The sequence below is a fragment of the Ruegeria sp. HKCCA6837 genome, assembly GCF_013034475.1.
GTDB lineage: Bacteria > Pseudomonadota > Alphaproteobacteria > Rhodobacterales > Rhodobacteraceae > Ruegeria.
Window position 1 is genome coordinate 23,296 of the sequence record NZ_WQGD01000022.1, and the last position, 14,447, is coordinate 37,742.

Consider the following 14,447-nt stretch of genomic DNA (forward strand, 5'->3'; position numbering starts at 1 on the left):
CAGTCTCTACTATGAGCATGGTTGACCGCAACCAGCCCAAAACGGACATTCGCAATTAGACTTTGCAATTCCCGAGAAGCGTAGCAGATCAACCATTTGCTCGCGCCGCGAGTGCTTGCGCAGCATCAGTTCACAGGAGCGGCACGAATGTCGATGCGTTGCTGCTGATGACGTCAGGCCAGTCATTCATAGCCACGAGGAAACCTTGATCACGTACCGCTCTGTCGCCGCACTCAGGCTCGACAAGAGAGACGCGGACTTAAGCTGCCATTCGCTGCTGCTCCGCCCCCAAATCCCTACAACAACAGATTAATGCCAAGTAACTTCTTTCGGCGGTTCACCAGGCTACTTGGTCACGTGCTTGTTTCACAAACACCTGCCTTAGCAGTACTAGCGTTGCGACGAGGGAAACTTCCTTGACTCTATTCTGGCAAAGGACCACAAACGTGCATTGGTGAAAATTACTCGTCGTCGCGATGCTGCCGGCTTCGATGATCCAATGGCCTTCAGACTAACTGTAGCATGTGCCCCAGCATTGGAACGGGTTTCGCTGGGGTCTTCGCTATGAGCTCGTTCCTCGCTAGCATTCGCAACTGTCACCTGACAAGCACCGGTCATCGGGTGACCCATGAAAGAAGGCGCCGTATGAACAGCACATGGCACATAAATTGCGTGCTCGATGCCCGATAGATCAGGTCTCAGGCTCCGTTTCAATCAGTCATTCATCGTGTTTTCGCACCGCGTTCTTTGCCTGATCCCGACACTCTTGGTGTTGCTCTCAGGAACGCAGCTTCCTGCCCAAGTCGCAGGCAATGCCGACGGATCGATTTGTGACGAAGGTTTCGAAAACAAGAACGGATCCTGCCAAATAACAGACGTACCAGAAAACGCATATTTGACGGGCAGCTCCTACGGCAGTGGCTGGGAATGCACTCATGGTTTCCAGAGTGTAGGAGAATTTTGTGAGGAAATAAGAGTTCCAGAAAATGCCTATCTTGCATCAACCGGAGATCGGTGGGAGTGCAACCGGTTGTTCCAGCGTATCGGGGACGAGTGTGAAGAGGTGATTTCACCTCAAAATGGGTACGTCGAAACTAGGTTTGGCGTACAAGAAATACACTGCAACTGGGGATTTCGTAAGGAGGATCAGGATTGTGTTGCGATTAATGTCCCGAGCAACGGCCGCCTGACTGACAAAAACAGCGCGGATGGTTGGGTGTGCCTCAGAGGTTACAGGGCAGCGGAGAGTAGCTGTGAACCTGTGGCAATTCCACAGCATGCATATCTTGCGCCTGAAACCTTTTCTGGATGGAAATGCAAACGAGGTTATCGCGCAAACCGGGACAGATGCATTGCGATCCTTGTCCCTTCAAATGCTCACTTGAATCGGAGAGGTGACGGTTGGGAATGCAATCGGCCGTTTACACGACAGAACGATAAGTGCACCGAAAATGTGCCGCGACAATAGGTTGGTGGGAACCAATACCTCCTGACATATCCGGAAGGACGAATCCGTGAACCATAACTCGATTGACGAAAACCTGGGTAAAATACTCAAAGCCGAAAAGGCGCAACGCTGGTCCTACAGCATAAAGATGTTTGTCGCATCGGCGGTGATTGTTGCGGCCATAATTGTGGTGGTGTTTCTCTGATGCGTAAAAGCACCCCTCAGGTTAGCCTCCGACACCCAAAATCGGCAATTCGCGACCTAGAACAAAGAGCATTTCAGGAACGCAGTGTTCGTAAGTCGCGGAACGCTGACGTAGCCGGTGTGATTGAGGAACAGTTTGGCAAGTACTTGATTAAGGCCGGCATTCTGAGTGGTAACTGCGTTGCGCGCGCATTTCCCAAGCCACCGGCTAAAACGCAGGCAATGATTGCCGATGCAGTTGGCGAAACACCAGCATTGGCCATTGAAGCCTTAAAAGAAATTCTCGAAGAACGAGACAGGAAACGTAGCGGTCAACGACGTTTGGAAGGAAACTCCGGCACGCTCGTTCCCAGTGCAAGAGAATATGCAGAGGCATTGCGCCAGATCAGGCTCACCCCTGCGCAGGTCACAATGCTCAAAGCACTTACTATCGCAGGTAGGGAAGGTCTGACCATTGGTCACTTGTCTCAGGCAGCCGGTTACAAATCACGCGAGGCCTCCATCAAGGTTTTCAAGAAAATCGGACTATTGATCGCAGAATATCTGGAACTGGACCTACCCGAAGCCGGATCGGTACAGAATGATGGCGCCGCTCAGGTCCTGGCATTTTCTCACATCGAAAGTGACGATGAGCCAGCAACTTGGATTATGCATCAGGAACTGCGCGACGCTGTTCGCTCGGTTCTATGACGTACGTTCCAGCCCCCGCTTTGGAAGCGAGCTCTGAACCGGAACAAATGCACGAAAGGTTGCCCACGTAGCTAATGTTGGAAAAAAGACCATATCCGCTCGACCTGATCTATGTTCCTGCGAAACGGGCGAAAACGCTTGATCAACAAAAAGTTCTGACGCTGGCCGAAGATATTCTGAAGAACGGCCAGAAGACCCCGATCCAGATACGCTCGGACAACAAGAGGTTCGTGCTGATTGAAGGCCTTCACCGACTAGAGGCCATTCGCGCCCTCGGCGGTGATACTGTCGACGCCTTTTTGGTGCGCGCCAGATTACACTAAACTCTTGTTGGGATTGGCGTTTGACAAAGCCTCGGAAAATGTCAGCAGGCGCTGACTTTTTTCGTCCCAAAGATGCAATCGTGCGCAATGAAGGCTCTCAAATAAAGTAATACGCTGGCAATTTTCCAACGCAGAATGGTCACGCAAAACTTCGTCTAGCCGATAAAAAGGTATGCGGCTGGCAAGGTGGTGAACATGGTGTACGCCGATATTGGCAGAAAACCAACGCAGGATGCCAGGCAGGGCATAGTGAGAACTTCCATAGAATGCGGCGTTCTGAAGATTCCACCCTTCTTCCCGCTCCCAGGTCGTGTGTTCAAACTGGTGTTGAATGTAGAAAAGCCAAATTCCAATCGATGATGCGACAATCATGGTTGGCAGGAAAACATACGCCAAAACCTCAATGCCTCCGGCCCAAAAAACCAGAGCCAATAACCCTGCAATCGCGACGTTTGTTCCCATCGCACTTGCCCAATACAGCCAGCCCGACCGCATGAAACCAAGAGGTAAGCGGTTTTGAAGGAAGAACGTATAGACCGGCGCAACACCGAACAGGAAGATGGGATTCCGGGTCAGACGATAAGCGGCACGCCCGAACCACTTCCGCTTCAGGTATTCTTCAGTGGTCAATGTAGGGATGTCACCCATACCACGCCGATCAAGGTTACCGGTTGAGGCGTGGTGGATCGCATGGCTTTGCCGCCAAACGTCATAAGGTGTCAGCGCAAGGACACCCAAAACCCGGCCTGTCCAATTGCAAACGGTACGGTTTCTAAAGAAGGATCCGTGACCACAATCATGCATGATGATGAAGATACGCACCAGAAATGCGGCGTTCAGGATGGCCAATAGAACAGTGACCCAGATACCAAGGGATAGCGCAAACCACGCTGCGCCCCATAGCGCGAAAAAGGGGATGACAGTGATTGTCAGTTCAATAACGCTACGCTTCGTATCGGGCACACGGTATTGCGCGAGCGCCCGGGTCAATTCCTGCTGTTGCAAGTTACTTGTTCTCCAATGGCTTATTGTAGCCCATTGTTCAATAGGGCACCCGAAAAGGGTGCCCTTTAAAAAGGTCAGGCGAGCGCCAGATTGGCGGCGCTGTCGCGCCCGTCACGGCCAGCTTCGACGTCAAAAGTGACCTTCTGGCCGTCCTTCAATTCGCTGATGCCGGAACGCTCAAGTGCTGAGATATGCACGAACACATCGCGCTTGCCATCTTCAGGTTCGATAAAGCCAAAACCTTTGGTCGAGTTGAACCATTTTACTGTGCCATTTGCCATGGTGGAAATCTCCAAATACTTGCCGCCCGCATTATTGCGGCGACTCGGCGTGGTCGGTCTGAATCGAAAGACTGAACGCCGAATTGGGGAGACAGCAGGTCGAAAAAGAAAAACGTAAGCCTTGTGTATATGGACTTCGAGTACGCACGATACAAGCCTTGATGCGGTGGAGGGCAACAGAGAAATCGAACCTGCCTGGCTTAGAACTCTACAAGTTGAGAAGACGCTGTCGTTCTGCGATCCAAACGCGAAGGCGGCTTGGGAGGCCGTACAAAAGATCAATGACCGCTTTTGGGAATCTATCCCGCAACATCCGAGACAGCTATAAGCGTCCGTTTTGATGCCGTAGCGAGACTTTGCAAAGTCCGGTTTCTGCGCATCGCTGACCTTTGAGTTCGAGGAAGCTCTTTGAACTTTGTGCTCACGATTACCGCTGAAGGGATGTTCACGAGTGTCCGAAGTTCGGATTAGCCGGCGGTTGGCTGACAAAGGCGCAAGGGCTGCAACCGCTCCATAATTGCGACTTATGTTAAATCTCGAACTCCCGGCATCCCGCCACAAAACCGGTGCGCGTTTTCGACAGTTTCAGGAAAATGAATGTTTCTTCCTGTGATGTCTTGAAGGACGATGCTCGCAGTATCAATATTAGACTAAGCGTCCTAAAACTAAGTCTTGTTCATTGTTTTCACTCCCTGATTGGCTGCGTTCCAATCCAAAGCAGCTCACCGAAGCAAATCAAAAGCCCGAAGACGAGCTTGGTGCCGAACCGGTTGCGAAGGTCGGCACCAATATCGACCGGCCGGTCATCAATCTTTATCGGCCCCATATCACCTCTGGGGATTGTCTGATTGTCACCGGGTATCAGGACTTCTTGTCTTCACTGTCGATTTTGATGAAGGAATTGCCTGAGCTGAGGGATCTGGAAAACGACAGCGATATCCAAATCCGGATATCGTTCGGGATCGACACGGCTAATACCAAAAGGCTGACCAACCCCAAACCAGTCACCGAAGAAATGAAACTCTACTGGCTGGAGCGCTCCGGGCTTCAGGTGGAAGAGGATCACGATCTTATCGCGGTGCTGGCAAAACACGCCATCAAAACCGGCAAAATTAACTTGCGTGTCTTCGATCCGGAGCTTGCCAAACGCAAGTTAGGGATAACCGGGGACCGGCGGCTTCACTCAAAAATCGTCAGCTCGCCAAAAGGTGCCGTCGCCGGGTCCGCAAACTTTTCCTACTCAGGGCTCTACAGAAACATCGAGTATGCCGATGACCTGGATGCGGGCACTCATGAACTTCAGGTCGAACGCACAGAAGCCGCTGAGCAGGCTTGGGATGTATCTGTCGATTGGAATACCGAAGCGCTGGAGATACTCGAAAAGCTTATCAAACCGGTGACCGCCGAAGACGCGATGGCGCGAACTATCTCGGAGCAAAAGGGGTTTGAACCCTGGCTCACCGGTGATCGAAAAGAGATCACGGGCCATACCCTGTTTGGGTATCAACAGGAGCTGACCTATGAGGCGTGTTCCATCGTTTATGACCATGGTATCGCCTTCGTAGAAGCGCCAACCGGCTCGGGCAAAACCGAGATCGGATGCCACTTGGGAGAAGCTTTGACGAAGACCTACTCAAAGGTCGTTCCCAGCTCTCCTGTGCATGGTGTGGCGCGCAATAATGCGGTGGTGATTGCACCCCCTAAGGTCATCCCAAGTTGGGAAAAATACTCAACTCCATCTCTGGACGCGAAGCCGAATACCAAGTTGGCAAAACAGAACTTGCGAGGAGCTGGGGATGACAAAGAACCCGGGCTCAGGCTCGAACAATATGGCATTCTGATCATTGATGAGAGCCACACTGTGACACCAGGCTTTGAGCAGGCATCTCAAATGGCCTCCGCTATTGAGCTTGCCCCGCCGAGCTGGAATGTTTGCCTGTCCGCAACACTTCTTGGGAACCGCGATGTCGATTGGTTGACCCATATGCAGGAGAAGCGGGCGTCCATTTTCATGACGCCGACTTTCATTCAGGCCATGGGCGAGTTGTTCGAGCGCGAAACCCAAGTTCCTAAGGATATCTTCAACCAGGATGCGCAGCTGGCCGTCCTATCAGAGCCTGACACGACGCTGACGCAAGAGGCTCGCACCGAACTCGCTCAGTTGGTTTCGCCGTTTTTGACACGCAGACAAAGGCGATGCATTGGCGAAGACAAAGATCCGAGCAAGCACAGCTACCCGAGACTTGAAAACCACGGCCGCCCGAAGAAACTTAAGGCGACAAAACCTCAGCAAACGCGCCTGGATGAGATTGTGGCCCTCTGCAAAGAACTTGCACCAGGTGGTAGGGTGACCGCGGTCGAGAAAAGCCGCTTCGGGCATGTGAGCACGCAACAAAGCACGCAAGATCAACTCTATATCCGCAACCTATTGAACATCCTGCGTGTGAATGCCGCCCAAGCCCATTGGGAGATGTCGCACGGAGCCATTGGCAACTCCCTCCGCGACTTCGAACGCGGAGTAAAATCGAAGAAAAAGGTGCTCCAAGGCAAACAATCAAACATGTTCGCCGCACTAGGAATTGACGAGCCCGCACCCGCAAAGAAATGTGACGCGCTAATCCAGAAGCTTGGACTGAGCGTCTTAAAAGAACTCGACGAAAAGCGGTACGAGGCCTGCCTGAGAATTCAAAGTGAAAAAGACCGGGTTGTGTTTCTCGCGGAGCGAACAGACACGCTTGAGATTTTCGCAGAGGCACTGTCGCGCAAAGGTCACCATATCAACTATGTCGTGGGGAACCAAACCAAGGGTGAAGATCGCGCCGTGAAGGCAATCTTTGGTGAGGGACCGGACACCTTTGAACGCATCACACAAGGCAAGTCTGTAGAGTCTTATTTCCGGCCAGGAGGAAAAAACGCTCCAGATGGACCGGCGTCGGTCTTTCTGACTTACAAAATGGCGGAGGGCATCAACCTACAATCATCAGATACGTTGGTGTTGCTTGGCCTGACCTCGAACCTGAAAGAGCTCATCCAAGGTCTGGGTCGGATCGACAGGATCGACAGCGAATTTGGGATCGTAAATTACCATCTGGTTGACGTACCCGTCGGGCAATTTGCGTCCGATGAAAAAATCGCCCAGCGCATAGAGAACTATAAAACTTTGGCTGGGGAGGCGCTAATCGACGCCGTCTTAGAAGAAAGCACCGAAGACGCAGAACTGATCCTCGATAGCGTTGTTGAATATCTGCGATCCCCGCGGCGGCTTCGCGACAATAACTTTCACGACGTGCTGGAACGCACCAAGCAAACAATCCCCGAAGACCGCTACAAACTCATCGACAAGGCCAAAATCCAAGGCACCTGGGGCGCCGAGTTGGCGCTCCTATCGGCCCGTGAGAAATTCACGGCGCTACATCTCAAAGGACTTAGCAAGAGCAATAGCTTCTTTCCGCCTCGCCTGCTGCTTCTCAAGGATACTGCGCCAGGCCTTATACTGGAACGCGACCAGCTGGCCTGCGTCCAATCTCTGGAGACTGCATACGAACGGACCAGAAGCCTTGGCATGGAGCACGCCCACATGTCACTGGAAGATCTCTCTGAAGCGCTAGAGACGATTTCAGAGCAGATCGGCAAGCTGACCGAGTGGGACTTGCGCCCGGCGCGCGTTGAGAGCCTCACGAAAGCTTGCGCCGAGTTCATGGGACGCAAAGGTGGCGTCGAACTCAGCGATCAAGAGAGGTTTGGCCATCTGTCACTGCCAGCCGTCGAAATGGTGTGCGAGGCGTGGAGCCGTGAGCTTGATCCCTTCTGGGAACAAGCGAAACACGAAGTGCGTGACAGCTTCGCCTATGAGGATCTTCCCAAGGGGTACATCGCGCTTCAGGTTATCCTGGAAAAGCTCGAAAGCGATCATCAGGCGTCCGCTGAGATCTATGAAAAGATGGTCCGGGTCATCGAGGAAGCTGAGCAGGTTTCACGCGGCTACGAACCCGCAATTGGACAGCGCATTTCAGTGGTGTTCTTTTCGGATGGCGCAGGCGAGCACTAGGCAGCCTCTGACAGCAGCGAAGCCAGATCACTCAGTTTTACCAAGTGTCCTCGCGTCGTCTTACCTTCCATTTGCGCACCATGGGTCTCAATCCCTTTGCTCTCAAAATCAGACAGGAGTTTTCGGGACGTAGTTCCTCTTGACCTAGCCAGTGTAGCTACCGGCATGTACTCGCTTTGAAAGATCGCAAGCTGCTGCGGTCTGACCAAGAAAGACTCGCTTGGGCCATGCGGAACTTTGCGTGATCCGAGCAGGCCCAGCTTGCACCAATGTGTCACCGCCTGAGCCTTCCAACCCGTCAACTTTGCGACATCATTTGCGGTCCAGTCTTTTGACAACCGCTGCGTCCCAATTTCGCGGTCGATGTCGGAAACTGAAAAATGAAACTCACCAAGTCGCATGTTTTCTTCCGCAACAACAGGTTTGATAACGCCTGTGGAGATTTTCTGAAGAACATGCATCAAAGCAGCTCGATCAGTTGTGCGCCTCAGGTTGAGCTGATTGAACGGAATAGTTTCTCCCGCTTGAACTTTAGTGCAGTTTCGAATGTTTGTTGTGAGCTCTTTTAGGCTTTCACCGTCAATGCAGCCATCAACAAGTGGAGGACGGTATTCAGCAGCAACCTCGTGGATCAATTCTGACGCGCGAAGCAGATCAAATTGCTTTCTTGTAACACCAAGGTAGTCTCTGGCCTGCAACCCATCCCAATACCGCTTCCTATCCAGATAGATGTTCGAAATTTCGAAGCGTGGAATCATCGTATGCCGGTGCCCATACCCGCTACGGGCTTGCTTTCCGGCAATTTGACCTGACTGAACCTCAGCCACCAAGCGCTGTGCAGAAATTCCCAGTTCCTTGGCCGCTTGTTTAGCCGAGACCCATTCCCGAGCTTGCAACGGCGTTAGCTTTCCCAGGTAGGTTCCCTTGAACTCGGTTGAAGCAGCACGCGACACTGCACCTCTGAAAGGCTGGTACGCATCATCTTCGAACTTCATAAGTCTTTGATACCAGCTTCCGAGCATGGACGGCACAGAGTTGGATTCTGAATTTCCTGCCAGTATCAACCCTCGAACGTGTTCTTCGAACCCATTTGGCCAATGGTCAAATACAGTTGCCAACGGCTCAATCAGTTCCAACGAATCTGCAACGCTTTTGGGTGTTTGTGTTTTCCCAGACTTGCCCGTGCGGTTCTGAGCGAAACCACTCGCTAGGAAATTAATAAAAGCGCCAATGTCTTTTGGGACCTGACGCCCTCCTGCAAGGTCAAGAAACCGCTTGCCAACCGTTGAATCTCCCGCAATCAAGGCGGAGATGATCACTTCGTGGTCCTTTGCTGCCACCCGTGGGAAATTTGAGTAGCTAAAGCCACATCTGCATTTATCAAAGCCGCCGGACGTCGGACGCAATGTGGTTTTGCAGACAGGGCAAACATCTTGAAGACGCGTTTTGTGATGGTGACAGGCTGTCACCAAGTAATGACGCCAAGTTTGTTGAAAGGGTAAGCCATCGGCAAGACATGAAGGGCAAATCGGATCGCTATGATGCCGCTCGAAACGCCAGCTTAAGCTGGGTGACTCAGGTTTGGCAGAAGGGGAGATAGCAACCAACAAACCTTTCTCTAAGCCCATCTCTTGCTCAAAGTGCTCGATGTTCTCGACTAGAATTCGCCCATACTTCCGCCGGAACCGTGTCAAAAATTCAGAGACATCTCTGTATCCATTTACATGGGCTAGACGACGCAAGTATCCGATAAGGCTCTCGCCTTTCAATGGTGGTACTGCAAACAAACCCGGCACCTCATACACCTCGCATAATCGCAAGCTCATGCGACGTCGTAGGCTCTACTTCGAGACCAGCATCTGCCATGACTCTGATGTATGACCTGATCAGCTCAGTATCCGATGGTGGTTCTTCTTGAAAAAACGACTGATACGGATCTCGCTCCAGGCCTGAATCCGTCGCTGCCCTGGCAATCGTTTTGGTGCTGTATTGTGAATTTTGGGCACCCAATGCCAGGGGCGCGCGCAGCACTTCCAACGCCACTGGCACACGTCCGCCGGAAACACCGTACAATCGCCGTACCATATCGTCTTGGTCAAACTCCAAAAGGATGCCGGACTCCTCAAGACAATAGAAGGCAGCAAAGATTGCATCGCAGAACGCGATACGATCAGCCTCAACGCTCCACCAATAGGGGTTCATTCGAATGGTGTTCAAACAGCGTCCCGCAAACTGCTCGTTGCTGTCCATAACCGCTTCGAACATTGGCAACCCAGCTAAAATCAGAGTGACTGAGGTTTCATCAACAATAGTCTTGAAGTGATCAGCGGCTTGTCGACGCGAGTGCCTAGTCAGAGTTTCGGCGCAATGGTTCACTTCGTCGATAATGATTGTTTGAATGCCGTGCTCAGCTACGAGCCGAAAGAGACGTTCTCGAATTTGGGCAGGTCGCTCTCGTTCTACGAAATCAAAGCCCATGCTTCGCAAGCAGGAACCGTAATAATCCCGCTCGGAAGGCCGTGGCGCAAGTCGGCCCAGAATGACATCTGAAGATACCAGAATAGCACTTGGGCCGTGGCGGTCATTTTCAACTTGTGCCTTCAAGTCCTTTGTCAGTTCTGTCTTTCCACATCTCGTCGGCCCCAAGATTGGTATGATCCGTCCACCCTCGGTTGCTGCAATATTCAAAAGACGTTTTATCTCCGAGACAGCCCATTCGTGGCGGCTATGTCGGATGAATGCACCTTGCAGAGCTCTACTAGTTGTTTGGTCCAGCATCTTTTCTTTCGACCCTTGGCAAGTTCTTTGATCTCGTAACTGCGAGCTTGTTGTGACCAACCTCTGACCGTATTTGGTCAATTAGTTGTGGTTCTTTCAAACTTCTGTTCTGCATATCAGCGGCCCGCAACTTGTCGATTTCCGCAGAGCGGTTCCTTTGCAGTTTAGTTTTTTTGCCCTGCTTATACGTCCTGCGCGCTTGGATATCTTTGTGGATCTCCAAAGCCGTTTTGATTGGTCCGTTGTGTTTCGCCTTGGGTGACCGGCATTCTCTTAGCTCACGATAAGAAAGTGCTGCCAAGTCTTTTGCTTTGTTGGACGCGCGCACCAACTCGCCTGTATGCGGATCCACGACCAAAATTTCCCTAGCATCAAGTGGAGCATAGCGTATTTCAACACGCTGGCGCGGGCCTAGTCGTCGGTACAGCCTTGCCAAGTCTTCAGAGTTGTATTGCATACTCTCGAATTCGATACCGTAGTGCCACAGAGTTCGAGATTCGGATTGGATCATCAGCGCTGCGTGATGCTCGTCCAAAGACGGGGGTTCTGGCACTATGTGTTCATCTGCCAATCTGTCCCAAGCAGCGCTAGGTGTTTCACCCCGTTTAAAGATGTCTTGGACTTTTCTCCTCGGAGTTCTTCCATATTCGTCGTAGCGCCAGCGTTGCATTATTGAATTGAACACTCTTAGCGTCAGACGGGCTTCATCCATTGCTTTTTTGGTTCGATCCCGGTCGGGATATGCCTTTGACTTAGTCGCACCCGGAAGCTGGCTGACTTTGCTTCGAACTGCCCCGAACAAGTTTTCGATAAACGGCTTTTCCTGGGGTTTTCGAGGTTGCGCCCAATGGCCATGGACACCAGCAACTTCGATAAAAGCATCGATGGGTTCGCCCACGTTCTCTGAACCCTGATCCATTACAACCACTTTCGGCAGTGCGGCGATTTTTTTCCTGTTTACAATTTCGTGCTGTTCGAAAAAGTCTTCCTCTGGGTAGCTAATCATCTCCTTTAGAGCTTTGGCCACATGTTCTGATGATGGATCTGGTAGGAAGACCTGAAATGCGACAATCCAACTAGTAGCACAGTCAATCGCTGCACAAATCCACGGCCGACCTATTACCTCCCCGCTATCATCAACCAGCATTATGTCAGCTTTTGTGCAGTCCAATTCTATTTGATCGTAAGGCGCTGTTATATCATAGTATTTTTGGGCAATTCGCATGTGTTGGCGCGCCTCGTTACTGCCCAGTTGCCACTTGAGAACGTCAAAATGAGGGATTGTGTGCACAATCGCTTCGACTGCCTTGCGTCCGCAGCACCCAGGTTTTATGCCATTCTCATGGCAAACCAACTGGTATTGAATATAAGCGTCGCTAGACAGACTTGTTAGATTTTGTCTGTCCGACGACGTATATTGCATTTCCAATAGATCGAGCACTATCTCGTGGAATACGCTGTCAAACCTTGGCATACGATTTCCTGAATTGCTGCGCTTGGGCAAAAGCGCGTCCGGCCCGCCGCGCAGATACAATTTGACCCAATTCTGAACAGTCGATTGCCTCGGAAAACGGTTACCCTTGATTTTGAAGGTGGGTTCTTCGGCGAACTCGCGTTGAAGTATCGGTATGCGTTTTGCCCAATGAACGCCCTCCTCCCCAAGCTTTAGTGCATTTTCCACAATGCGTAGTCTGAGCTGAGCTTCACGTGCATCTTTAGCGGTTACATTACGAGGACGTTTGTCGAAGCCTTCTTCCTTCACTAGCCCATCGTGCACATGGTCTCGATATTCTTGTCCAGATATCTCAAAAGGATCAACTTGGGAGTTCGATATCTGATATGCATCCCGCCCAGCTATCGCTCCATCGACAGCATAGGTTTCTCCCCTATATTTGATGGTTCTCTGGTGCCGCCTTTTGACAATCTGCTTCAAAATTCGATTACCTCCAGATGTCTTCGGTCGCGGTTCGCAGTATTCAGGTTCGTGGATGGCCCAAGAGCTTCACATGAAAAATCGAACACCAGATAGCCATCAAGAATAAGGCGAAGAATCTTCGCTTGGGGGATGCCAATATTCTCTCTTAGTTCTTTGAACGTCACACGTTGCTGTTTGAGACACGCTATTTTGCTTGCAAGTTTAGGGGCGGTCTCTTCGGCTTGTCCTTGCAATAGCAGCCAAGCATTTCGATCAATCGGCCCCTGCAATAAGGACTCAGTTACAATGACAAGCGAGATTCCGACTTCGGCAAGAAGTGAAGGATAGTCCAGGTACTCAGGTTTCTTATCTATGTGAGCGCTGTGCTTGGCGTCCAAGTAGAACAAACGGCCGTCGACAAGTTTGACTTCTAGGTCTGGTGTATAAAGCTTAGGCCTGTACCGACGCCCTTCATAAGCCTCTAGCGCCGCTTCTTTGTTTGCAAATGCTCTTCCGGTTCCCATGTCGATTGTGCAAGGCTGTGGCTTAAGCGAGACCACACGAGGGTCGACCTGCATGCAACGAACCAGTGCTGCTTCCATTTGGCTTTCGAGCTGAATGACGCCTGGGAACTTGACGCCAGACATTTTGCCAGCGCGTTTTTTCATTCCGCGCTTGTGAACGCGTCGGGCCGTCGGGGGTGCGTGTCGATCTATCCTCATACGGGCTCTATACATGCATCCATTCGCATTGGCAATGGGCTCGATGCGAATAAAATGATTGCGACCGATGATGACTGAAGACGAATTTCAAGATTTGGCCAAAACCGAAAACTGGATTGCCCTCGGAGCGTGGCTGAATCGCGTTGTCCAAGACAGCCAAGCCTTTGGGTTCGCGTTTCCGGACGATGCTCTCCAAAGCGTTGCCGCGATCAGAGGCACAAAGCCTGCAAGCCTTCGCAATCCGATGTCCGCTGCGAAATGGTTAGAACAAAACCGACCCGATCTTTTTGAATCAAAGCCCGACTGGCTGGCCATGATGCAAGTTATTTTGCTTTCAAGGATAGATCGGTATGACCCCAAGAAATCCAAAGAGATAGCTGATGCCGTCCTTTCAGGGGAGTTGTCTCAAGCGGATACAAAATCTATTCTTGATGAAGTTCGATTGGCGGAGAAGCCTGCGGTCGTGATTGCTAGAGGTGGTTTTGGCGGCCAGCGAAGAGCCCGAGACTTCGAAGTAAACGCAAAAATGCTTTTCAAACAGAACACTAGTGACATCTTCAATGTGGAAAATTTGACTGTTCGAGAAGGCAGAACGTTCGAGCCTCTTGCCACAGACTTAATCGTATACAAAGGCTCGGAGCCTTTTGCGGCGATTGAGATCAAAGGCCCGAGGAATAGAATTGATCCTGGCTACTTGATTGACCAACTGGCAAGAGCAGCACTTCTTTTGAGAAAGGTTCCTCAAGTACTATACGTTGTTCCTGAGCAATCTGAGTACAAACTGGTTGAACTTGTAGCGATACGAGACAAACTCGAAATCGAAGGAATTAAATTTGGGACATTGCCGGAGAAAAGTCGGCTCGCACCAAAAGATCTAAAAGTTCTGGGATGATCCACTCTCTAATGTTGGGTGGTATGCCGTGCGCGGAGGTCTGCAATGCGCAGAAAGCAGACTTTGCAAAGTCCGGTTGACCACATCGTCCACCAAAGGCGACAGTTCTGCTTCGCGACTGGGCTATACATAGCCCTCAAAG

The 14,447-nt window shown here is 51.3% G+C and carries 11 protein-coding genes; 5 read left to right on the top strand and 6 right to left on the bottom strand.

Annotated elements, in window-relative coordinates:
• Nucleotides 1–1,514 precede the first annotated feature (1,514 nt).
• The 3 genes from GOV91_RS20445 (at nt 1,515) to GOV91_RS20455 (ending at nt 2,664) form a co-directional block, all read left to right on the top strand.
• Nucleotides 1,515–1,652: a hypothetical protein gene (locus GOV91_RS20445; protein ID WP_170613979.1), complete on the top strand. Its 138-nt coding sequence runs from the start codon at nt 1,515–1,517 to the stop codon at nt 1,650–1,652.
• On the top strand, nt 1,652–2,341 hold the full coding sequence (locus GOV91_RS20450; RefSeq protein WP_170613978.1) for a hypothetical protein: 690 nt from the start codon (nt 1,652–1,654) through the stop codon (nt 2,339–2,341). The genes GOV91_RS20445 and GOV91_RS20450 overlap by 1 nt, the downstream gene beginning before the upstream one ends.
• 74 nt (nt 2,342–2,415) lie before the next feature.
• Complete coding sequence (locus GOV91_RS20455; protein WP_170613977.1) at nt 2,416–2,664, top strand: ParB N-terminal domain-containing protein; 249 nt, start codon at nt 2,416–2,418, stop codon at nt 2,662–2,664.
• Here GOV91_RS20455 and GOV91_RS20460 read toward each other — a convergent pair.
• Nucleotides 2,656–3,669, bottom strand: a complete 1,014-nt coding sequence (locus GOV91_RS20460; protein ID WP_171236820.1) for a fatty acid desaturase — start codon at nt 3,667–3,669, stop codon at nt 2,656–2,658. The genes GOV91_RS20455 and GOV91_RS20460 overlap by 9 nt on opposite strands.
• Before the next feature lie 74 nt (nt 3,670–3,743).
• On the bottom strand, nt 3,744–3,950 hold the full coding sequence (locus GOV91_RS20465; protein WP_170430361.1) for a cold-shock protein: 207 nt from the start codon (nt 3,948–3,950) through the stop codon (nt 3,744–3,746).
• Between the two features lie 892 nt (nt 3,951–4,842).
• Between GOV91_RS20465 and GOV91_RS20470 the strand changes: the two genes are divergently transcribed.
• Nucleotides 4,843–7,998, top strand: coding sequence for a hypothetical protein (locus GOV91_RS20470; protein WP_254440739.1), 3,156 nt, complete (start codon nt 4,843–4,845; stop codon nt 7,996–7,998).
• Here the strand turns inward: GOV91_RS20470 and GOV91_RS20475 are convergent.
• Genes GOV91_RS20475 through GOV91_RS20490 form a run of 4 tightly spaced genes read right to left on the bottom strand, consistent with a single transcriptional unit; the run spans nt 7,995 to nt 13,359 of the window.
• Nucleotides 7,995–9,824, bottom strand: coding sequence for a TniQ family protein (locus tag GOV91_RS20475; RefSeq protein WP_171236822.1), 1,830 nt, complete (start codon nt 9,822–9,824; stop codon nt 7,995–7,997). The genes GOV91_RS20470 and GOV91_RS20475 overlap by 4 nt on opposite strands.
• A complete protein-coding gene (locus tag GOV91_RS20480) occupies nt 9,796–10,776 on the bottom strand; it encodes a TniB family NTP-binding protein (protein ID WP_171236823.1) in 981 nt (326 codons plus the stop codon). Before GOV91_RS20480 ends, GOV91_RS20475 begins: the two co-directional genes overlap by 29 nt.
• Nucleotides 10,757–12,709: a Mu transposase C-terminal domain-containing protein gene (locus GOV91_RS20485; protein ID WP_171236824.1), complete on the bottom strand. Its 1,953-nt coding sequence runs from the start codon at nt 12,707–12,709 to the stop codon at nt 10,757–10,759. The genes GOV91_RS20480 and GOV91_RS20485 overlap by 20 nt, the downstream gene beginning before the upstream one ends.
• Nucleotides 12,706–13,359: a hypothetical protein gene (locus tag GOV91_RS20490; RefSeq protein WP_170698494.1), complete on the bottom strand. Its 654-nt coding sequence runs from the start codon at nt 13,357–13,359 to the stop codon at nt 12,706–12,708. The genes GOV91_RS20485 and GOV91_RS20490 overlap by 4 nt, the downstream gene beginning before the upstream one ends.
• A gap of 121 nt (nt 13,360–13,480) precedes the next feature.
• Between GOV91_RS20490 and GOV91_RS20495 the strand changes: the two genes are divergently transcribed.
• Nucleotides 13,481–14,305: a hypothetical protein gene (locus GOV91_RS20495; protein ID WP_170567592.1), complete on the top strand. Its 825-nt coding sequence runs from the start codon at nt 13,481–13,483 to the stop codon at nt 14,303–14,305.
• The last annotated feature ends 142 nt before the right edge of the window (nt 14,306–14,447 follow it).

What these genes read in the sequence shown, in the direction of transcription:
- GOV91_RS20495 (WP_170567592.1), top strand. Translation starts at nt 13,481, where the DNA reads ATGATGACTGAAGACGAATTTCAAGATTTGGCCAAAACCGAAAACTGG.
- GOV91_RS20455 (WP_170613977.1), top strand. Translation starts at nt 2,416, where the DNA reads ATGTTGGAAAAAAGACCATATCCGCTCGACCTGATCTATGTTCCTGCG.
- GOV91_RS20490 (WP_170698494.1), bottom strand. Translation starts at nt 13,359, where the DNA reads ATGAAAAAACGCGCTGGCAAAATGTCTGGCGTCAAGTTCCCAGGCGTC.
- GOV91_RS20450 (WP_170613978.1), top strand. Translation starts at nt 1,652, where the DNA reads ATGCGTAAAAGCACCCCTCAGGTTAGCCTCCGACACCCAAAATCGGCA.
- GOV91_RS20475 (WP_171236822.1), bottom strand. Translation starts at nt 9,824, where the DNA reads ATGAGCTTGCGATTATGCGAGGTGTATGAGGTGCCGGGTTTGTTTGCA.
- GOV91_RS20470 (WP_254440739.1), top strand. Translation starts at nt 4,843, where the DNA reads ATGAAGGAATTGCCTGAGCTGAGGGATCTGGAAAACGACAGCGATATC.
- GOV91_RS20465 (WP_170430361.1), bottom strand. Translation starts at nt 3,950, where the DNA reads ATGGCAAATGGCACAGTAAAATGGTTCAACTCGACCAAAGGTTTTGGC.
- GOV91_RS20480 (WP_171236823.1), bottom strand. Translation starts at nt 10,776, where the DNA reads ATGCTGGACCAAACAACTAGTAGAGCTCTGCAAGGTGCATTCATCCGA.